Origin of the sequence: Morganella sp. HMSC11D09 (assembly GCF_001807955.1) — a bacterium.
GTDB classification, from domain to species: domain Bacteria; phylum Pseudomonadota; class Gammaproteobacteria; order Enterobacterales; family Enterobacteriaceae; genus Morganella; species Morganella morganii.
Genome location: NZ_KV791696.1, coordinates 84,615 through 104,101, shown reverse-complemented (window position 1 = coordinate 104,101; position 19,487 = coordinate 84,615). Strand labels below are relative to the sequence as shown.

Genomic DNA, 19,487 nt, shown 5'->3' with positions numbered 1-19,487 from the left:
ATTCGTTATGAGGAGGAAAAATTAAACGCTTGTTTGTATCCGAATGGAAACAATTATAACAATAATGCAACCATCCGGGATGGAAGTAATAAAAACCTGCGATATTATTCGTTATTACCTTCTTTTAATCATTCAATGCATCAGTAAGGTCACCGGAATATATGTTATGGCTGACAACAGATCCCTGTGACAGCCATGAGAACGGATAAAATTTAAGCGTGATTTTGCATAATCGTATTGAATGTTTTTACAACCAGCAGATTACCGTTTTTCAGTGCAGCGTAGTTTTCCTTTATTTCGGATGCAGCGTATTCACGGATTGCCGTATTCAGATATTCAATCAGCTCAATTTTGCAATCCTTGTTTGTCTTATCCAGTGCTGAGAACGGTGTGCTGAGATCTCTGTTTTCTTCAATCAGTCGCTGAAGGAGTGATTTATCTGTTGCCCGCTCAAAATACTGGCCGACAGTAATAACCCGCTCAAGGCCGGTCAGCTTCATAACCATCAGGGTTAATCTGGAGCATACAGAATAAACAGTCTTATTGCTGACAGACATACTTACCTCATCTACGAAAATCATATGATTTATGCTGGTGTGAAGGTTTACAGCATTTCCCTTTTTTTAAAAGGTAGAATAATCTGAATGTTGTGTAAAATGGTTAAATTATACCAATACAGATTACGTATTGGTGCGTAATATCCGTTTATTCACGTAGCCATATTATTAAAAGGAATAACAGAGTGACTAAAAAAATACCGGGCCTGTTTATTGTACTGATTCTGTCCGGATGTGTTTCAGAGGGTACACAGCCGGAAAAATATGAAAAGAATAACGATGACCCTTATAAAAACAGCACCGTAAATACTATCCGTGAAAATCAGGAGATTTACAGGGAGCAACTGAGAATAAAACAACACACCGGCGGAGAGGGATAATGACAGTTATTGAGAATAATCATGAGTATACCGGCGGCCGGTATGAAAAAACGGATTTCAGTGACAGAACAATCCGTGGTGTGGTATTTGAGGACTGCACCTTTATCCGCTGTGATTTCAGCTCGGCGGTTGCGCAGCAGTGCCGTTTCACTGACTGTGTGTTTGAGCAGTGCAATATGAGTCTGCTGGCAATTCCGGAAACCCGGTTTTCCGGTACTGAATTTACCGGAACGAAAATGATTGGTATTGACTGGACAAAAGCATACTGGCCGAAGTTTGATTTTTATTCTCAGCTGGTGTTCAAAGAGTGCATTTTGGACAGTAATAACTTTTTTGACCTCAGATTGCATGAATCGCACTTTGAATCCTGCCGGATCCATAATGCCGATTTCAGACAGGCGGAGCTGAATAAATCCGTCATGCAGGACTGCGATTTAACCGACACGCTGTTTATGCACACTAATCTGGAAGGGGCGGATCTTTGCGGTTCCCACTCTTTTTATATCGATATCCGTGAAAACAAAACTGCCAAAGCCACATTTTCCGCATACGAAGCCCTGAATCTGCTGCGGGTGCTTGATATCCGTCTGGCTGATTAAATCGTGCGGCACCGGGTATATATACCGGATATCTGCTGAATAAAGAGTATAATTACGCAGTAACATCTTCATCAAATCTGATTTTGATGAATAAAGCGACAGTAAGGCTTCTGGTCACTTGCCGGTCTTTGGTATGATCAGTAATAAGTAACTCAATGTATACAGGCGGGGCAATGAGAAAATTTATTCTGTCAGGGATTATGGCCGCATTATTATCCGGCTGCGCAGGTACAGGAAGTAAAACACCGGAAGCACCCTGGGGCTTTACATGGGGGCAGACGCCCGCAGAATTAAAAGCCCTGAATCTGGACGATTTTGACTGCACAAAAACCCGTGATGGCGGGCAATTATGCAGCTCACTGGCATCACCGGAGGTTGAAAAGCAATTCTTTATGATGGTCTTTTCACCGGAAGGGCAAAAATTAAATGCAATATCCCGCTTCGGTGTCTGGAGCCATGATCAGGCCGCATTACTGAATGAGTACGATAAAGTGAATGCGGAAATGGAGAAAATCTACGGCAAACCGGCCGGGATAAATGAAGAATATGATCGCAAAACACCGTTCCTGGCAAAAGTCGCCAAAGGAAAAATCGGGCAGTTCAAGCGCAAATATGAATCAGAAGATACCGAGGTTGTGGTGGGGGTGGTCAGTAATGCCAATCTGGTACAGATAAATGATGAAAAAGATGTCACTTATACTGTGCTGACCATGTATACACTGAAATAAACCGGTACTTGCGGTGCTGAATATTATCACTATGATTCAGCACCGTTTTTTATTTATTCTGCGTTACAGTTGTTTTTCTGCATTGAACTAACCAGTTGTTTATAACTCTGTTTTTCAATTATATCGTCTGTCAGACCAAATTCTGCGGCTTTCTCCCGCAGCCGTTCCCTGTATTCTGCTAATTTGGTTTCATCGTGCGTCATAATGGCAAACTCGGCAAACCATCCTGCGCCGTTAATATGATCCAGTGTGATATGAATATCACCGAGAAACCAGACACTGCGGGTTTTTGTTAAGGTCATTGTGCAGCGGTAACCCAGCGTCAGCAGCATATTTCTGACATGCTCATGGTCATCAATATTGATAGCTTTGCATTCGCTGGCGGCGGGGCCTTTTACTATCCACAGCTTAATACCCGAGGGCGTCATTGTTCTGACTGACATACTGACATTACCGTCTGCCAGATGCGTTTGCTGCGTATCGAAAAACCAGTCTGTTTCTTCGTTATTTACCACAAAAGGCTCTGCATGCATTGTGCTTAATTGCGACAAAAAAGCGCTATGATCAGCCAGGCGATATTTTATTTCCGCTTCGTATTTACCATCAAAGTGATTACTCATGAATTTATCCGCTGTAAATAACCGGTTTGTGACTGGCCTGATAATATCACGTAACAGGCGGAACAGCCCCGGTAAAAGAATGTGATCAGTTTCGCTTAATGTCAGCCGTTGCTGATTTTTGATACAGCAAAAAAATAGCCTGTGGTATCCCTTTTATTAGTTTTTTTATTTCAAAGGGGATTATCAATGAAATTTATTAATCGTTACAGTGCAATTGCACTGGCTGTTGGTATGTTATCACTGAATATGACGGCACAGGCTGAGACTGTTTCCCTGAATGCTGCCGCAGCACCGCAGGCTGTGACAGAAATAGCGGTATTACAACAGGGGCAGTGGGACAGTTTTAATAAACAGCGCCTGGATGCCATGATCGCCAAAGTAAAACAGTCACCGGTACATACCTATTATGCGGTGTTTGACTTTGATAACACCACGGCATTTCTGGATATTGAAGAAGCGGTGTTGATTTATCAGCTTGAGCATCTGTTATTTGCCATGACACCGCAGGAACTGAAATCCGTTATTTTCAAAGATATTCCGGCTGGTAATTTTTCCGCTGAGTTCAACAATAAAAACGGTAAACCGGTCAATATTGAGAAGGTCGGCGCCGATATTCTGGAAAGCTACCAGTGGCTGTATGACAACTATGATGGCCTGAAGGGTGATAAGCCACTGTCTGAAATCAAAAAGTCGCCGCATTATCAGAATTTCATCACCAAAATGCGTTATTTATATGCGGCAATCGGCGGCACATTTGATCATGCGGTTTCCTATCCGTGGGTCACCTATTTATTTATGAATATGACACCAGAGCAGGTTGCGGATATTACCGCCAAGACCATTGAATGGCAGAAATCAGAGCCGGTTGAAGGTGTGGTATGGGAAAGCCCTGAATCGTTACCGGGACAGGCGGGTATTGTTGAAATTGACTGGCATAATGGTTTCCGTCTGGTACCGGAAATGCAGGACTTGTATCAGGTGCTGCAAAAATCCGGTATTGATGTCTATGTGATTTCCGCGTCGAACCTGGAAGTGATTAAATCGATTGTCACACAACCACCGTATTCTGTACCGGAGTCACAGGTATTTGCCATGCATTTACTGCGCACCAAAGATAACAAACTGACATCCGAGCTGGATCCGGTTTATCCGCAGACTCAGGGTAAAGGGAAAACAGAGACTATCCGCAAGTTTATTCAGGATAAATATGCCGGTAAAGGGCCGTTATTAGTCGCCGGTGACAGTGAAGGCGACCAGAATATGATGTCTGACTTCCCGGATACGGAGGTGGTGCTGATTATTAACCGCCTGCGTTCACCGGATACCATTATCGGGCAGTTATCAAAAAAGGCAGTGAAAGAGCATGGTCAGAAAGACGCCAAAGTATTATTGCAGGGACGTAATGACAGCACCGGTGTATTCGTGCCGTCACAACTTCATACCCCGTTGGGTGCCAAAGAAGGGCGGGCGTTAAAATAACAGCACTGGCTGTCAGTTTAAGGAAATACTGATAACCCCGGCCGGTAATACACACTATGATAGTAAATAGTTATCATTGCAGGGAATTCAGAAGGATATGGATAAATATATTGTGTTATGAAGGTCTGGGGTTAACCGGCTCGGTATTATTCCGCAGCCATGTGGCTATTAATACCGATATCAGCAGAACGGAAGCGGAACGTTTTATCGCGCTGTTTAATAATGCCGCTGCCGCCGATGCGGCAAAGCATAATATTAACGCGGCACGTTATGTTATCGTGAATATCTGTAAACTGTAGTAATACGGCGGGATTACCGCCGTATTCTTTTTCAGGATAATGCCAGTGTATGGGTAATGGCACAATTTTCAGTAAATGCCTCATCATGACTGACCAGTAATAATGCCCCTTTATAACTGCGCAGTACATTTTCCAGTAATAACCGGGAATCGAGATCCAGGTGGTTATCCGGCTCATCCAGCAATAAAATATCCGGCAAAGGTTCGGATAATGTTAATGCCAGCAATGTGACTTTCAGTTGTTCACCGCCGCTTAACTGTGACAGCGGAATTAACCCCTTATCACCCCGGATCCGCAATGCACCCAGATGGGTGCGCCAGGTTTGTGCCGGAATGGCCGGATCAAACTCGCACAGTGCTTCTGTGACCGGCAGGGCTTTATTCAGCAGCGCCAGGTGCTGATCCAGATATCGCAGACGGCCGTGCAGGGAGTACTCCCCGGATTTTGCCGTGAGCAGGCCCGCCAGTACTTTCAGTAATGTGGATTTTCCGCAGCCGTTGCGCCCGGCAATATGCCAGTGTTCACCACCGGAAATGGTCAGTGACAGAGGCTCTTGTGTGCCGGACGGCAAAATCAGATCACGGGTATTGATCCGCACCCGTTTTTGCTCGCCGGTATAATTAAAGGCCAGCATCTGCGGGGTGATATGCTGTATTTTCTCATTTACTTCCCGGCGCTGGCTGTCAAGCTGAGTCATAACACGGTCATGACGGCCGGTTATTTTTGATTGCTGCTTCTCCGCTTTGTTCTTTTTCATATCCAGCAGCAGGGCAGAGGAGGAGCCGGATGAACGGACTTTCTCGCCCTGACGGCGGCGCTGTGCTTTCTTTTCCAGTGTGCGCTGTAACTCCGTTTTTTCTCTGTTCAGCTGTGACTGTAACTGCTTCTCCTCACTCTGTAATGCGCTGAGCTGAAAGGCTTTCTGCTCGGCATAATGGGTGTTATTGCCGCCGTACTCTTCCAGAGCAGATGGAGTGAGTTCAAAAATCCGCTGCATGGTGTCGAGCAAGCGGCGCTCGTGGCTGATCACCAGTGCGCCGGCCGGATGATTCCGCAGTTGCTCACCGAGCCAGCGGCGTCCGGCGGCATCCAGATGGTTTCCGGGTTCGTCCAGTAACAGGAAGGCACACGGCTGTAAAAAGGCACGGCAGAGTGCCAGCCGGGTTTGCTCACCGCCGCTCAGACTTGTGCAGAGGGTGTCCGCCGGGAGATGCGCCAGCTGCGCACTTTCCAGCAGGGATTGCTGTTGTCGTGGCATATCCCATTTATCCGCCAGAAAATCATAATCCTCTGCGGTGGCGGTGCCGTCCTCTGTGCGGCGCAGTGCGGCCAGAATTTCTGCGGTTCCGAGAGCATCCGCCAGTGTGATACCGGAAAGGCGGGTCAGCTGCGGCACATAATAAAACGGCACCTGCCAGCTGATCATACCGGAGGCCGGTTGCCGCTGCTGCGCGAGCAGCGACATCAGCACGGATTTACCGCGCCCGTTATGACCGGTCAACCCCTGAACCTGACGGGTTAATGTGCCGCTGATGTTGTCAAACAGCGGAATATCGTTAAATGTCACTGATAAGTGCGAAAAATGGCATTGTACGGACATACAAAAGCTCCTGAATAAACAGGGGCGGGCGGATATGCCGGATAAAAAAGAAAATGATGACGAGGATAGCTGCCTGCCCGATATCAAAACAGCGCATTAGTAAAAATGCGGATGATACAGTAATGGGATTCAGGCAATTAAATCATGTCGGCAGACATCCTCAGGGGAAATGAACTGCGGCAATGGTGTCAAATAAATGCCGGATTGTAAACCCCCGGTTTCCGGGATTTCCGCAGAGTACGCAGGAATGATTTTTTCCCGGAATGTTACTGTCAATCGCCGGTATTTTCGTTATTCTGTCCGGCCTTGATATTTTTTTATTTTCCGGCAGCGGAAATTCAGTAACAGGATGGGTTATGAGTTCAGCAGAAACGGTATATCAGGTTGATCAGAAACGCAGAATTATCACCTGTGTCATTACATTCTTTGTGGTTATTGTGCTTTATATCGCACTGGCGTATTTATTTCAGACACGGATGCCGGGTGTGGCTGCCGCACTGGGTCTCACGGTATATGTCTATATCGCGCAGTTCCCGGTGATTAAAGTGTACGGCGATAAACTGACATCCAAAATCGCTGTCGGTAAAGTGGTGGCAATGCCGTTTGACGGCGGGCATTTCTCTTTACAGGAAGTGAAGGGGCTGAAAGCGTTAATGGTCTCGTTTTCCACGGACTCTTATATTCTGAGCTATCATCCGGCAAACAGCCGCCGTGTCCGTATTGTCGGGCCGACACTGAAAAAAGCACAGTTAAAAGCGATTTTTGATGCCATCCCGGAACAGTCAAAACGCGCGTTATAATGCGTTTGCCCAGCGCTGATGCCGGGCATTTGCTTCTGTTCCCTCGTTTCCCGTGAAAACCACATGTGTTACCATGGTCACACTTTTCTGCTCAAAAGCTGTATCGATACAGCTTTTCTTTACGGGGGACCATAATGACTGAAACCCTGTCACGAAATCAGGCCTGGCTGCGGGTGATGGTACTTGCGGTGGCGGCATTTGTATTTAATACCACTGAATTTATTCCGGTTGCACTGCTGAGTGATATCTCGGCGGGTTTTTCGATGCAGCCCGCAGAGACCGGACTGATGATCACCATTTATGCCTGGGTGGTGGCGCTGACGTCGCTGCCGCTGATGCTGCTGACGGCGCGTATTGAGCGGCGCAAATTGCTGCTCTGGTTGTTTACCGTATTTGTGATAAGCCACATAGTGTCCGGGCTGGCGCAGCGTTTTGATGTGCTGGTGGTCAGCCGGATCGGTGTCGCACTGGCACATGCGGTGTTCTGGTCGATCACCGCATCGCTGGCTGTCAGGGTGGCTCCGCCCGGTAAAAAATCTCAGGCACTAGGGTTGCTGGCGACCGGTACGGCGCTGGCAACCGTGTTGGGGCTGCCGATTGGCCGTGTTATCGGGCAGTGGGTCGGCTGGCGGATGACGTTCTTCTGTATCGGCGGTCTGGCGTTGATTACCATGGCGGCAATGGCGCGTTTTCTTCCGCTGCTGCCGAGTGAGCATTCCGGCTCCCTGAAAAGTATTCCGGTTTTGTTCAGACGACCGGCGTTAGTGGGGATTTTTGTGCTGACCGCGATTGTGGTAACCGGGCATTTCACTGCTTATAACTATATTGAGCCGTTTGTGCAGACCGTTGCCGGGAAGTCACAGGATTTCGCCACGCTGTTTCTGCTGATTTTCGGGGCTGCGGGGATTATCGGCAGTGTGATTTTCAGTCGTTACAACACCCGGCTGCCGCTGCTGTTTCTGCCTGCGGCGATAACATTACTGACGGTCTGCCTGATGCTGCTGATGACCAGCCGCGTGACCGATACCGCGCTGATTATCCTCGGGGTTGTCTGGGGGATCGGTATGATGTGTACTGCGCTGGGGTTACAGGTCAAAGTGATCGATTTGTCACCGGATGCCACCGATCTGGCGATGTCTGTTTATTCGGGCATTTTTAATATCGGTATCGGCGGCGGGGCGCTGCTTGGTAATCAGGTGATTATTCATATGGGAATGGAACAGATAGGTTATGCTGGGGCGGTGTTTGCGGTGGCGGGTGTGCTTATCTCACTGTTTGTTTTCAGCCGTTACCGGGCCTTGTTTATACAAAGGCCGAAAGCGGAGAGCCGTATTACCTCGCATAATCCGTCATAAATTAATCATATCCCGCACCGTTTCGCTGCGGGATTTTTTTTCTGATTTCTTTATAATATCCGCCTTACTGAGTGATAAAGATATGAACGGGTGATTTATGAATGGTTTATTGTGGCTGACGCTGGCCGTGGGCGCAGAAGTGGTGGCGACCTCAATGTTACGGGCGGCGGACGGTTTTACCCGGCTGATACCGTCGGTCGTGGTGGTTATCGGTTATTGTGTGTCGTTCTGGGCACTGTCTCAGGTGGTGCGGATGATGCCGCTGGGGATAGCGTATGCTATCTGGTCCGGAATGGGGATTGTGATTGTCTCTGCCGCCGCTTATTTTATCTATCACCAGAAACTGGATTTACCCGCAGTTATCGGGATGGCTCTCATTATTGCGGGTGTATTAGTGATAAATTTATTCTCGAAAAGCAGTGTTCACTGAGCTGCATCCGCAGCTATGAGGCCATAATCATGATATCAGTTCCATTTCTCCGCCGTCCGGGGCGGGTATTGTGCAGTGTTATTGTTGCGGCAGCGGCTTTTGCTGCGGGTTGCAGCAGTTCACCGGATACGGTGCAGCAGAAACAGATCCCGCGCTATCAGCAACCGTTAATTGATTTAACCGAAGATGCCCGTGCCAGCTGCAGCTATGCAGGCGGAACGCCGTCACTTATCCGCGAGCTGAACGGCGCACAGACACCGGGGTGTCAGTTTGCCAACGGCAAACGCTGCAGTCAGCAGTCACTGCTTTCCGGAAGTTGCGGATCGGTATTGTGAGAGATGCTCTGAACAGCCGCGTTATGATAACGCGGCTGTTATTGATTGGGTAAGATCAGAACAGGCGACGCGGCTGTTTGCGGTGAATGAACTGGGATAATAATACCAGCGCACTGATCAGCAGATATACAGCAAAGATACCGATAAGCCACTGCGGCATATCCAGTTTCAGGAATACCCACTGCTGAACGGCACAGTCACCGGATGCTTCAAACACTGACGGCAGCCAGGTATTGAGCGGCAGCCATTCCGGGAAATTCACAAAGAAATCACAGGTATTGAACGGAGACGGGTAGAGCTGGATCATGGTGTGTTCCCATGACAGCTGTAATCCGGCAATCCCGCTGTAAATCCACAGGACAATAGCCAGCCAGCGGATAATGGCGCTGCGCGGCGCTATCCAGCCCAGGAATCCGGCAAAGGCAATGCCCAGAACGGCAATACGTTCATAAATACACATCACACACGGCTGTAATCCCATTCCGTGCTGAAAGAACAGGGCGATACCGTCGAGTGCCAGTGCGGAGATCATCAGTAAAAACCATGCACTGCGGCCCCGCGAACACTCATAAAGATAAGTCAGCATAATTGTATCCGGGTTATCCGATTAATAAGAAACAGATTAACTAACGCAGCGACTGTACGATAAAAAATACAGCAACGCACCCCTTTTCCGCATTTACGGCGGGCAGAAACAAAAAAACCGGAATAACACTGTTATTCCGGTTAGTGCAGTGTAAAAAGGTGGTTACGGCAGTGTAATCACACCATTGGCAGCCATCCATTCTGAAACCGGCACCAGCCATAATTCAACACCGAAGAAACCGACCAGTGTCATCACGATGGTATAAGGCAGCGCCATGATCACCATTTTTCCGTAGGAAAGCCGGATCAGCGGTGCCAGTGCGGACGTCAGCAGGAACAGGAATGCCGCCTGGCCGTTTGGTGTCGCCACTGACGGCAGGTTTGTCCCGGTATTGATAGCAACGGCCAGATATTCATACTGTGTATAGGATACCAGTCCGGCTTTCATCGCCGTCATTGCCTCATTGATATAGACCGTGCCGACAAAGACGTTATCAGAGACCGCCGAAAGCAGGCCGTTGAACAGGTAGAACAGCGACAACTGCGACGACGGATCCGAACTGAGAACGAACTGGATAAACGGTGTGAATAATTTCTGGTCAACAATCACTGCAACAACAGAAAAGAACACGGTCAGCAGCGCGGTAAACGGCAGTGCTTCTTCGAAAGCCTCACCGAGAGCATGTTCTTCCGTGATCCCGCAGAATGCTGTCGCCAGAATAATGACAGATAAACCGATCAGCCCGACTTCGGCCAGATGGAAGGCCAGTGCAGTGATAAGCCAGATACCGATAAGGCCCTGAACAATTAACTGCATTTTTTCCTGTTTTGTCCGGCGTGCTGCAGATTTTTGTGCATTATCCTCCAGTACGGCTCTGACCCGCTCCGGCAGTTCCGCACCGTAACCGAACAGTTTAAACCGTTCCACCAGGTAGCAGACCAGCAGACCACAGACAAATACCGGAATTGTTACCGGCGCCATGCGCAGGAAGAAATTCACGAAATCCCATCCGGCATGTTTGGCAATAATCAGGTTCTGCGGTTCACCGACCATGGTCATCACGCCGCCGAGAGCAGTACCGATACCGGCATGCATCATCAGGCTGCGCAGAAAGGCGCGGAACTGGTCGAGTGTCTGGCGCTTTTCGGTGCTGTCGATAAATTCATCATCACTGAGCGTCACCGTTTCTTTTCCGGAAGAGGCATACTGATGATAAATCGCATAAAACCCGACAGACACACTGATCACCACGGCGATCACCGTCAGTGCATCCAGAAACGCGGATAAAAAGGCACTTGCCAGACAGAAAGCAAGAGAAAGCGCGCGTTTGGAACGGATAGACAGGAGCAGTTTGGTAAACAGAAACAGCAGCAGCTGCTTCATAAAGTAAATACCGGCAACCATAAAGATCAGCAGCAGGATAACCTCAAGGTTATTCACAATCTCATGGCTGATTTGCGCCGGCGATGTCATGCCGATCAGTACCGCCTCAATCGCCAGCAGGCCGCCGGGTTGCAGCGGATAGCATTTCAGCGCCATCGCAAGGGTGAAAATAAACTCAATGACCAGCAGCCAGCCGGCTGTAAAAGGGTCAATAAAGAAGTAAACAACCGGATTTATAATTAAAAAAAGAATAATAGCAAGCTTATACCAGTCAGGGGAGTGACCCATGAAGTTCTTCAGGAAGGCCTGCCGCATTGATATTTCCATTGTTGCTGTGTGTCCTCCGCAGGGGGTGAAAAGATGATCCGCGTATAACTACAGTGCTTTATACTACGCCGGTATTCTGAATTTATTAAGAATTTAAATCAACTGATGGTCACAGGTTGTACCATTGTGATTTATGACCGGATTCACTCTTTCGCAAGCTGATTGCTATATCGCAGCGTCACATTCTGTTATCATCCGGATAATTGGAAGGTTAATTGTTTTGGACGAAGTCACCTATGGTAATCAAGGCGCAGAGCCCTGCGGGGTTTGCAGAAGAGTATATTATTGAAAGTATCTGGAATAACCGCTTTCCGCCGGGATCCATTTTACCCGCAGAGCGTGAGTTATCTGAACTGATTGGTGTGACCCGGACAACCCTGCGTGAAGTGTTACAACGCCTTGCCAGAGATGGCTGGCTGACGATTCAGCACGGTAAACCGACAAAAATTAATAATTTCTGGGAAACATCCGGACTGAACATCCTGGAAACCATTGCCCGTCTCGATCACGAAAGCGCGCCGAAACTGATTGAGAACCTGCTGGCAGCCAGGACCAATATTGCCTCTATTTTTATCCGTACTGCGTTTCGCAATAATCCGGAAAAATCACTGGAAATTCTCAGTCAGGAAAATGAACCGGATGATAATTCCGATGCGTTCAGCCAGTATGATTATGACGTGTTCCGCGGCCTGGCATTTGCCTCCGGTAACCCGATTTACGGTCTGATCCTCAACGGTCTGAAAGGGTTGTACACCCGTGTCGGCCGCTTCTATTTCGCAAGCCCGGAAGCCCGTAAACTGGCGCGAAATTTTTATCAGCAGCTGACCGGCCTGTGCCGCGAAAAAGCCTATGATAAAGTGCTGGATTGTGTCCGCAGCTACGGCAAAGAGAGCGGTACTATCTGGCAGACCATGCAGAGCGGCATTGCACAGGATCTGAATCCGCAGTAACACAGACTGTATATGATGAAAAACCGGCGCTGAGCCGGTTTTTTGTTATGCGCGGGCCAGTGCCTGTAATATCGCCTGTGACTGTGTCCAGAGCAGGGAGCCACCTTCTTCCGCAAACAGATGATGCTCCGCGCGGGGAAAGCGTCCCGCCAGGATTTTGCCGCCATCCGGGGAGTGCACGGTACTGGTGTCCTTTTCCCCGTACCACAGTGACACCGGACAGGTAATTTGCTCCGGTGTAAATCCCCATTCCTGCATGGCAATCAGCAGATCCTGTGTATAGCCTTCATTTCCCTGAGAAAATGCCTCTGTCATACACTGCCGGTAAGCGGGTAAAAAATCTGCCGCCTGATAAACTGCCAGGTCTGTTTCCCCGCTGTAGTTCAGAATGAAACTCATCAGCCAGTCTGCGGTGATATTTTCCCGTACCCATGAGGTAAACCCGTCAGGCTGAGTCCGTGCGTTCTTCTGCATATCAATGATATCAGCAGATAACAGCGCCCGGGTTGGCGGGTAATCGAACTGATCCTGCCCGGAAATCAGTGCCAGCGCGGAAACTTGCGCATAATAGGCCAGTGCCATGGCATAAACCGCACCCTGAGAGAATCCGGCTGCTCTGAACCGGGTGTAACCCAGCGACTGCATCAGAAAAGTGACATCAGCGGCAAAGGATTCCGGTGATTTTCCGGCATCGGGAGAAGAATTACCGAGCCCGGGGCGATCCGGTGTGATCAGCCGGATATTATTGTCTGCCAGGTAAGGAATACCGAAGCCGGCAGAGCCACTCATGCCTGCACCAGTACAGAACACAACCGGAATACCGGTCTCAGGGCCGGAGTCATACCAACTGAAGCGGCGGCCGTCGGGTAAGAGGGTGATGTTTTTACGTTGGTTTTTAATATTCATCGTTATTACCGGAAAATATGCCGGAAGGCATAAAAAAGAAGAGGGGTTTTCTGATAAATAACCGGCGTAACGTAAATATACGGATTATTTATTCAGTCTGGTGTCATCGGCAACAAAGACGGGTGTCCGGTTGCGTTTCGCGATGAGTTCGCAGCGGTGCCTGCGACAGATAGACTGCATACTATTTAACAAATGCTTATATTACAAGATAATAAAACCATTTTCGGATAAAAGGATAATTTAATTAATTATATCAGTGATTAAAAAAAACACTGTTTTGTGACAGGCAGCAAAGAAACAGACTTAATATGACGTGAGGGGATTCCGCTATGTTGGCAAAATGTTTCTGAAATATTATGCTGATGCTAATGTGAAATAAATAACAAGGCGGCAACATGAACATTGTCATCCTGGGAAGTGGTGTTATCGGTGTTACAACAGCCTGGTATCTCGCGCAGAAAGGGCACGATGTGACTGTTATCGACAGGCAGCCGGCGGCGGCGGAAGAAACCAGCTTCGGTAATGCCGGGCAAATATCTCCCGGTTATGCCACGCCGTGGGGGGCGCCGGGTATTCCGCTGAAAGCCGTGAAATGGATGTTTGAAAAACATGCCCCGCTGGCCATCAGGCCGGATGGTTCGCTGTTCCAGCTGCGCTGGATGTGGCAGATGCTGCGCAATTGCGGTGCTGATTATTACGTCATGAATAAAAGCCGCATGGTACGGATTGCGGAATACAGCCGTGACTGCATGAAAGCATTACGTGCCGAAACCGGAATACAGTATGAGGGGCGTCAGGGTGGCACACTGCAACTATTCCGCACACAAAAACAGCTGGATAACGCAGCCAATGATATTGCAGTTCTGAAACAGGAAGGCGTGGCGTACCGCCTGCTGAGTGCCGGTGAACTGCATGAGGCAGAACCGGCGCTGGCCCATGCGGAACATAAACTGGCGGGTGGCCTGCAACTGCCGAATGATGAAACCGGGGACTGTAATTTGTTCACCAAAAGGCTGGCAGAAATGGCGGAGCAGGCCGGAGTGAAATTCCGCTTCGGTGTCAATATACATCGCCTGCAATTCAGCGGTGATCGTGTCAGCGGGGTGATTTGCGACGAGGAAGTGATCACCGGTGACCAGTATGTGGTGGCGCTGGGGTCATACTCGACAAAATTACTGCACGGCCATATCGCTATCCCGGTGTATCCGCTGAAAGGTTATTCTCTGACCATGCCGATTATTGACGAAAGCCGTGCTCCTGCATCCACGGTACTGGATGAAACCTACAAAATTGCGGTGACCCGTTTTGACCAGCGTATCCGTGTCGGCGGCATGGCAGAAGTGGTTGGTTTTAACCTTGATATTGTCAGACGGCGCTGCGAAACACTGAAAATGGTGGTGCAGGATCTTTACGGCGGCGGCGGGGATATCAGCAAAGCCACTTTCTGGACCGGTCTGCGCCCGATGACACCGGACGGCACCCCGATTGTCGGGCCGACTGCGTACAGTAATCTGTTCCTCAATACCGGCCACGGCACCCTCGGCTGGACAATGGCCTGCGGCAGCGGGCAGTTGCTTGCCGATATTATGTCCGGCGATAAACCGGCTATCCGCGCGGATGATCTGGCAGTATCCCGTTATCTGAACGGGTTCAGAACCCGGCTGGTGATCCCGCAGCAGTTACATACCGCATAACCAACAAAATAAGGAGCGGTGATTTTATGCCTCGTCCGATACAGGCTGTGATTGACAGTGAAGCTGTCCGCTATAATCTGGCCCGGGTAAAAGAGCGGGTCAGCCCGTCCCGGGTATGGGCAGTGGTAAAAGCGGATGCATACGGACATGGCATTGAACGGATTTTTCCGGCACTGGCGCAGGCGGAGGGCATTGCGCTGCTGGATTTCAGTGAGGCAGTGAAGGTTCGTGAACTGGGCTGGCAAAAGCCGGTTTTGCTGCTGGAGGGATTTTTTCAGCCAGAAGATCTGTCACTGATTGACCGTTATCAACTGTCAACATCTGTACACAGCGAGTGGCAGATTAAAGCGATAGAGGAAGCTTCATTTATTCATCCGCTGAATGTGTATCTGAAACTGAACAGCGGCATGAACCGATTGGGTTTTTCTCCGGCGGCGTACCTGAATGCACTCCAGCGTCTGACAGTATTACCACAGGTCGGCACTATCACACTGATGAGCCATTTTGCGGATGCGGATTTAACTGCCGGTATTCATAAACAGATGTCGCGCATTGCACTGTTCAGTTCTCTGAACTTACCGCAGTGTCTGGCAAATTCCGCAGCGGCCATGTGGGAACCGGACACCCGCGCGGATGAAGTGCGCTGCGGTATCATCCTCTATGGTGTTTCACCCAGCGGCAACAGTGCGGATATTGCAGAGTTCGGCCTGAAACCGGCGATGACTCTCCGCAGTGAAATTATTGCTGTTCATGATATTGAAGCCGGTGAAACCGTGGGTTATGGCAGTCGTTTTACCGCCGCGGCACCGATGCGGATTGCCACCATTGCCTGTGGTTATGCGGATGGTTATCCGCGCCATGCACCGGACGGCACACCGGTCTGGATTGCCGGACAGCGCTGCCCGCTGGCGGGACGGATCTCCATGGATATGCTGACAGTTGATATCACCCGCTGTCCGGAGGCGGATATCGGTACACCGGTTGAATTGTGGGGCGCGAATCTTCCGGCGGATGATGTCGCACAATATGCCGGGACTATCGGCTACGAACTGCTGACAGCGCTGGCACGGCGGGTACCGGTGATCACTGCCGGGTAATTATACGTCTTTCCGGCTGTTTTTATGATCCTGATAAATACCCGGCCACTCTGTGCGCAGTAAACTGTTCCGGTTGAAATCAGGCAGGAGTGCGTTATGCAGGCGGGTGTGGAAATCCGGGTGAAGGGAAAAGTTCAGGGAGTCGGGTTTCGTCCGGCTGTCTGGCAGATAGCCCATCAGATGGGATTGTGCGGTGATGTCAGCAATGACAGTGAAGGGGTGCTTATCCACCTTCCGGCAGAAGCGGATATCGCCGGTTTTATCAGCCGGTTACAGGCACAATGCCCGCCGCTGGCGCGAATCGACCATATCGGGCAGCAGCATTATACCTTTGAACAGTGTCCGGCGGCATTTACCATCACCGCCAGCGGACAGGGGGAAATGGATACCGAAATTATCCCGGACGCAGCAACCTGTGATGTTTGTCTGAGTGAATTGTTTGCCCCCGGCAACCGCCGTTACCGTTATCCTTTTATTAACTGCACACACTGCGGGCCCCGTTTCACCATTATCAGGGGAATGCCGTATGATCGTCCGAATACCGCGATGTCGGTTTTTCCGTTTTGTCCGGTGTGTCAGCATGAATACCGTGACCCGGCAGATCGCCGCTTCCATGCTCAGCCGAATGCCTGTCCGGATTGCGGACCGCATATCTGGCTGACGGATCCGCAGCAGCAGATTACCGCCCGCTTTGATGATGCTCTGTCAGCCGCAGTCCGTTTGCTGAAAGACGGCAAAATTCTGGCGATGCAGGGACTGGGTGGCTTTCACCTGGTGGCGGATGCACAAAACAGTGACGCTGTGGCCGTACTGAGAGCCCGAAAACACCGGCCTGCCAAGCCATTTGCGGTGATGATACCGTCCGTTGACTGGTTGGCGGAATGCACAGGCAGGAAGCCGGATCCCGGCCTGATTACCCTGCTGAAAAGCCCTGCCGCACCGATTGTGCTGACAGATGAACCGGAAGTAATCGCCGCATTGTCTCCGCTGGTCGCACCGGGATTGTGTGAAACCGGCATTATGCTGCCGTCTAATCCGTTACAGCACCTGTTGCTGCATGATATTCAGCGCCCGCTGATTATGACCTCCGGGAATGCATCAGGCCATACTCCGGCGCTGGATCACGCAGCGGCATTTGAGCAGCTCAGTTCCATTGCCGATGCTTTTCTGTTACATAACCGCGAAATTATTCAGCGGGCGGATGATTCCCTTGTCCGCTATCAGTCCGGTGATATTCAGGTGCTGCGGCGCGCACGCGGTTATGTGCCGGATGCTATCGATGTCAGCACAGTGACCGGCAAAAATCCGCCGGCAGTTCTGGCACTGGGTGGTGACCTGAAAAACACCTTCTGCCTGCTGCATCATCAGCAGCTGATTACCGGGCCGCATCTCGGGGATTTGGCTGATCTCTCCGTACAGGGGCAACTGGAGGCTTCGCTGAAACTGTTTGAGCGGATTTATCAGTTCAAACCACAGGTTATCGCCGGGGATGCGCATCCCGGCTATATCAGTCATCAGATGGGGATGGCACTGGCACAGGCGCATCAGGTGCCGTTCATGCCGGTTTATCATCATCACGCGCATATTGCAGCCTGTCTGGCAGAACATGGCTGGCGTCAGGAAGATGGTGAAGTCGTAGGGATAGCACTGGACGGCCTCGGATACGGCGCGGATAACACACTATGGGGCGGTGAAATCCTGGCGGGTGATTACCGTCATATGACCCGTACCGGCGGGTTACCGGCCGTGAGTTTGCCGGGGGGCGACAAAGCGGCGGTGCAGCCGTGGCGTAACCTGCTGGCTCATCTGTATCACGCCGGTTTGTGGCCGTCTTCACCACTGGCATCGCGGCTTGCCGGGAAGAATGTATCATTACTGATTAAAGCCATTGAGCAGGGTATCAATGCCCCGAAAGCATCATCCTGCGGGCGTTTGTTTGATGCAGTGGCCTGTGCGCTCGGATTAACCGCAGATCAGATAAGCTGGGAAGGGGAAGCCGCCTGTGCGCTGGAAAATTGCGCGTTACAGTGTCACAACCAGAATGAGCTTATTACCGGTGAAACACTGCCGCTGACTGCGGATAACACTATTAATTTACGTCCGCTCTGGCAGATGCTGGCGGATGATACTCAGACAATACCGGAAAGAGCATTCCGTTTTCATGTACTGCTGGCAAATACGGTTGCCGGGCTGGCGGATGATACAGCAACCCGGAAAAATACGGATACCATCGTGCTCTCCGGCGGCGTGTTTAATAACCGGTTGCTGCGCCGTATTATTAAGGGCAGATTAAGCCACAGACAGGTGCGGGAACCCCGTCAGTTGCCATGTGGAGATGGCGGAATAGCGGCAGGTCAGGCACTTATCGCGGCAATGACATTACTTAACTGAAACCGGTGGCACGATTTAGCACAGTAAATATTTGTAATTTTTATCATCGCTGAATTATCATTCACCGTAATATATGCGCCCCGCAAACATTTGTTGCGGTAATTTGTACATGAATTTAACTCAGGAAATGATAATGCATAAGAAATTAACCGGCCTGCTCAGTCTCAGTATGTTAACTGTCATGTCAGCCTCTGCCTTTGCAGACGACGGAAAATGGTCTGTCGGTGCTTCCGTACTTTATCAGGAGCAGGCATACCGCGGCACAAAAACATCTGATAAATTTATGCCGGTTCCGATGGTTAACTATGAAGGTAAAAACTTTTATTTTCATACTTTAGCGACCGGTTATTATCTGTGGAATGACAAAAAAGATCAGCTGTCCGTTGACCTGTTCTACTATCCGCAGGCATACCGTGCCAAAGATAATAAAGATTCCCGCATGCGCAAACTCGATAACCGCCGTGATACTGCCATGGCCGGGCTGAGCTACCGCCATCATGAAGAGTGGGGAACACTGCGTACCAACTTCTCCGGAGATATCCTGGGTAAAAGTGACGGTATGCGTTTTGATGCCGCTTACCTTTACGGGTTTGAGGGCGATAAATGGTCTGTCCAGCCGGGCGTGGGTGTAATCTGGTCCAGCGAAAAACAGAACCGTTATGAATACGGGATCACCGCTGCTGAATCCCGCCGCAGCGGTCTGGATGAATACCGTCCGGTCAGCAGCTGGACACCGTATGTTGAGGTGACCGGTCATTATCAGTTTGATGAAAACTGGTCTGCATTCGCCATGGGCCGCATCGACCTGTTACCAAGTGAGGCCAAAGACAGCCCGATGGTGGATAAAAAACACACCTCTATCCTGTGGACTGGTGTGACTTATACTTTCTGATAATTCAGTGGTATAACAGAACTGCACCTGACCTGTGTCCGGTGCAGTTTTTTTATGGCTGTTAACCATGCCGGAGGAC

General features: G+C 49.9%; 19 protein-coding genes. 13 read left to right on the top strand and 6 right to left on the bottom strand.

The window, feature by feature from the left end; translation table 11 throughout:
- Window positions 1-212: 212 nt before the first annotated feature.
- A complete protein-coding gene (locus HMPREF3119_RS12085; RefSeq protein ID WP_223302396.1) occupies window positions 213-506 on the bottom strand; it encodes a hypothetical protein in 294 nt (97 codons plus the stop codon).
- A gap of 430 nt (window positions 507-936) precedes the next feature.
- Here HMPREF3119_RS12085 and HMPREF3119_RS12075 point away from each other — a divergent pair, with 430 nt between their 5' ends.
- Window positions 937-1,536, top strand: coding sequence for a pentapeptide repeat-containing protein (locus tag HMPREF3119_RS12075; RefSeq protein ID WP_070579851.1), 600 nt, complete (start codon window positions 937-939; stop codon window positions 1,534-1,536).
- A gap of 173 nt (window positions 1,537-1,709) precedes the next feature.
- Complete coding sequence (locus HMPREF3119_RS12070; protein WP_225902862.1) at window positions 1,710-2,264, top strand: hypothetical protein; 555 nt, start codon at window positions 1,710-1,712, stop codon at window positions 2,262-2,264.
- A 53-nt stretch (window positions 2,265-2,317) separates the two neighbouring features.
- On the opposite strand, the gene HMPREF3119_RS12065 is transcribed toward HMPREF3119_RS12070, so the two are convergent.
- A complete protein-coding gene (locus HMPREF3119_RS12065; protein WP_064483077.1) occupies window positions 2,318-2,884 on the bottom strand; it encodes a class IV adenylate cyclase in 567 nt (188 codons plus the stop codon).
- Window positions 2,885-3,070: 186 nt separating this feature from the next.
- Between HMPREF3119_RS12065 and HMPREF3119_RS12060 the strand changes: the two genes are divergently transcribed.
- Window positions 3,071-4,363 (top strand): HAD family hydrolase, encoded by a 1,293-nt coding sequence (locus HMPREF3119_RS12060; RefSeq protein ID WP_004235521.1) that lies wholly within the window; start codon window positions 3,071-3,073, stop codon window positions 4,361-4,363.
- 110 nt (window positions 4,364-4,473) lie between these two features.
- A complete protein-coding gene (locus tag HMPREF3119_RS12055; RefSeq protein ID WP_004235523.1) occupies window positions 4,474-4,662 on the top strand; it encodes a hypothetical protein in 189 nt (62 codons plus the stop codon).
- A gap of 31 nt (window positions 4,663-4,693) precedes the next feature.
- On the opposite strand, the gene HMPREF3119_RS12050 is transcribed toward HMPREF3119_RS12055, so the two are convergent.
- Complete coding sequence (locus HMPREF3119_RS12050; protein WP_070579848.1) at window positions 4,694-6,262, bottom strand: ATP-binding cassette domain-containing protein; 1,569 nt, start codon at window positions 6,260-6,262, stop codon at window positions 4,694-4,696.
- Between the two features lie 356 nt (window positions 6,263-6,618).
- On the opposite strand from HMPREF3119_RS12050, the gene HMPREF3119_RS12045 reads away from it, so the two are divergent.
- From HMPREF3119_RS12045 to HMPREF3119_RS12030, 4 genes are all read left to right on the top strand, one after another.
- A complete protein-coding gene (locus tag HMPREF3119_RS12045; RefSeq protein ID WP_015422745.1) occupies window positions 6,619-7,062 on the top strand; it encodes a hypothetical protein in 444 nt (147 codons plus the stop codon).
- A 134-nt stretch (window positions 7,063-7,196) separates the two neighbouring features.
- Complete coding sequence (locus tag HMPREF3119_RS12040; protein ID WP_004235526.1) at window positions 7,197-8,417, top strand: sugar transporter; 1,221 nt, start codon at window positions 7,197-7,199, stop codon at window positions 8,415-8,417.
- A gap of 97 nt (window positions 8,418-8,514) precedes the next feature.
- A complete protein-coding gene (locus HMPREF3119_RS12035; protein ID WP_004235527.1) occupies window positions 8,515-8,847 on the top strand; it encodes an SMR family transporter in 333 nt (110 codons plus the stop codon).
- A 29-nt stretch (window positions 8,848-8,876) separates the two neighbouring features.
- Window positions 8,877-9,182 carry a putative hemolysin gene (locus HMPREF3119_RS12030; protein ID WP_004235528.1) on the top strand — a complete coding sequence of 102 codons (306 nt, stop codon included), beginning with the start codon at window positions 8,877-8,879 and terminating at the stop codon, window positions 9,180-9,182.
- A gap of 55 nt (window positions 9,183-9,237) precedes the next feature.
- Here the strand turns inward: HMPREF3119_RS12030 and dsbB are convergent, their stop codons facing one another.
- Together dsbB and nhaB are read right to left on the bottom strand one after the other, a co-directional pair.
- Window positions 9,238-9,768, bottom strand: coding sequence for a disulfide bond formation protein DsbB (gene dsbB, locus HMPREF3119_RS12025; protein WP_004235529.1), 531 nt, complete (start codon window positions 9,766-9,768; stop codon window positions 9,238-9,240).
- A 162-nt stretch (window positions 9,769-9,930) separates the two neighbouring features.
- Window positions 9,931-11,478: a sodium/proton antiporter NhaB gene (nhaB, locus tag HMPREF3119_RS12020; RefSeq protein WP_024473200.1), complete on the bottom strand. Its 1,548-nt coding sequence runs from the start codon at window positions 11,476-11,478 to the stop codon at window positions 9,931-9,933.
- 236 nt (window positions 11,479-11,714) lie between these two features.
- Here nhaB and fadR point away from each other — a divergent pair, with 236 nt between their 5' ends.
- Window positions 11,715-12,428 (top strand): fatty acid metabolism transcriptional regulator FadR, encoded by a 714-nt coding sequence (fadR, locus tag HMPREF3119_RS12015; protein WP_004235531.1) that lies wholly within the window; start codon window positions 11,715-11,717, stop codon window positions 12,426-12,428.
- Between the two features lie 45 nt (window positions 12,429-12,473).
- Here the strand turns inward: fadR and HMPREF3119_RS12010 are convergent, their stop codons facing one another.
- Window positions 12,474-13,334, bottom strand: coding sequence for an alpha/beta fold hydrolase (locus HMPREF3119_RS12010; protein ID WP_004235532.1), 861 nt, complete (start codon window positions 13,332-13,334; stop codon window positions 12,474-12,476).
- A gap of 395 nt (window positions 13,335-13,729) precedes the next feature.
- Here HMPREF3119_RS12010 and HMPREF3119_RS12005 point away from each other — a divergent pair, with 395 nt between their 5' ends.
- From HMPREF3119_RS12005 to HMPREF3119_RS11990, 4 genes are all read left to right on the top strand, one after another.
- Complete coding sequence (locus HMPREF3119_RS12005) at window positions 13,730-15,028, top strand: D-amino acid dehydrogenase (RefSeq protein WP_004235533.1); 1,299 nt, start codon at window positions 13,730-13,732, stop codon at window positions 15,026-15,028.
- 26 nt (window positions 15,029-15,054) lie between these two features.
- Entirely contained in the window at window positions 15,055-16,125 is a 1,071-nt protein-coding gene (gene alr, locus HMPREF3119_RS12000) for an alanine racemase (protein WP_004235534.1), read from the top strand.
- A gap of 96 nt (window positions 16,126-16,221) precedes the next feature.
- Window positions 16,222-18,516 (top strand): carbamoyltransferase HypF, encoded by a 2,295-nt coding sequence (gene hypF, locus HMPREF3119_RS11995; protein WP_070579845.1) that lies wholly within the window; start codon window positions 16,222-16,224, stop codon window positions 18,514-18,516.
- Between the two features lie 133 nt (window positions 18,517-18,649).
- A complete protein-coding gene (locus HMPREF3119_RS11990) occupies window positions 18,650-19,408 on the top strand; it encodes a MipA/OmpV family protein (RefSeq protein ID WP_070579842.1) in 759 nt (252 codons plus the stop codon).
- Window positions 19,409-19,487: the final 79 nt, after the last annotated feature.

What these genes read in the sequence shown, in the direction of transcription:
- HMPREF3119_RS12065 (WP_064483077.1), bottom strand. Translation starts at nt 2,884, where the DNA reads ATGAGTAATCACTTTGATGGTAAATACGAAGCGGAAATAAAATATCGC.
- HMPREF3119_RS12030 (WP_004235528.1), top strand. Translation starts at nt 8,877, where the DNA reads ATGATATCAGTTCCATTTCTCCGCCGTCCGGGGCGGGTATTGTGCAGT.
- HMPREF3119_RS12010 (WP_004235532.1), bottom strand. Translation starts at nt 13,334, where the DNA reads ATGAATATTAAAAACCAACGTAAAAACATCACCCTCTTACCCGACGGC.
- HMPREF3119_RS12060 (WP_004235521.1), top strand. Translation starts at nt 3,071, where the DNA reads ATGAAATTTATTAATCGTTACAGTGCAATTGCACTGGCTGTTGGTATG.
- HMPREF3119_RS12005 (WP_004235533.1), top strand. Translation starts at nt 13,730, where the DNA reads ATGAACATTGTCATCCTGGGAAGTGGTGTTATCGGTGTTACAACAGCC.
- HMPREF3119_RS12035 (WP_004235527.1), top strand. Translation starts at nt 8,515, where the DNA reads ATGAATGGTTTATTGTGGCTGACGCTGGCCGTGGGCGCAGAAGTGGTG.
- HMPREF3119_RS12070 (WP_225902862.1), top strand. Translation starts at nt 1,710, where the DNA reads ATGAGAAAATTTATTCTGTCAGGGATTATGGCCGCATTATTATCCGGC.
- nhaB (WP_024473200.1), bottom strand. Translation starts at nt 11,478, where the DNA reads ATGGAAATATCAATGCGGCAGGCCTTCCTGAAGAACTTCATGGGTCAC.
- HMPREF3119_RS12040 (WP_004235526.1), top strand. Translation starts at nt 7,197, where the DNA reads ATGACTGAAACCCTGTCACGAAATCAGGCCTGGCTGCGGGTGATGGTA.
- hypF (WP_070579845.1), top strand. Translation starts at nt 16,222, where the DNA reads ATGCAGGCGGGTGTGGAAATCCGGGTGAAGGGAAAAGTTCAGGGAGTC.
- fadR (WP_004235531.1), top strand. Translation starts at nt 11,715, where the DNA reads ATGGTAATCAAGGCGCAGAGCCCTGCGGGGTTTGCAGAAGAGTATATT.
- HMPREF3119_RS12045 (WP_015422745.1), top strand. Translation starts at nt 6,619, where the DNA reads ATGAGTTCAGCAGAAACGGTATATCAGGTTGATCAGAAACGCAGAATT.
- HMPREF3119_RS12050 (WP_070579848.1), bottom strand. Translation starts at nt 6,262, where the DNA reads ATGTCCGTACAATGCCATTTTTCGCACTTATCAGTGACATTTAACGAT.
- HMPREF3119_RS11990 (WP_070579842.1), top strand. Translation starts at nt 18,650, where the DNA reads ATGCATAAGAAATTAACCGGCCTGCTCAGTCTCAGTATGTTAACTGTC.
- HMPREF3119_RS12075 (WP_070579851.1), top strand. Translation starts at nt 937, where the DNA reads ATGACAGTTATTGAGAATAATCATGAGTATACCGGCGGCCGGTATGAA.
- dsbB (WP_004235529.1), bottom strand. Translation starts at nt 9,768, where the DNA reads ATGCTGACTTATCTTTATGAGTGTTCGCGGGGCCGCAGTGCATGGTTT.
- alr (WP_004235534.1), top strand. Translation starts at nt 15,055, where the DNA reads ATGCCTCGTCCGATACAGGCTGTGATTGACAGTGAAGCTGTCCGCTAT.
- HMPREF3119_RS12085 (WP_223302396.1), bottom strand. Translation starts at nt 506, where the DNA reads ATGGTTATGAAGCTGACCGGCCTTGAGCGGGTTATTACTGTCGGCCAG.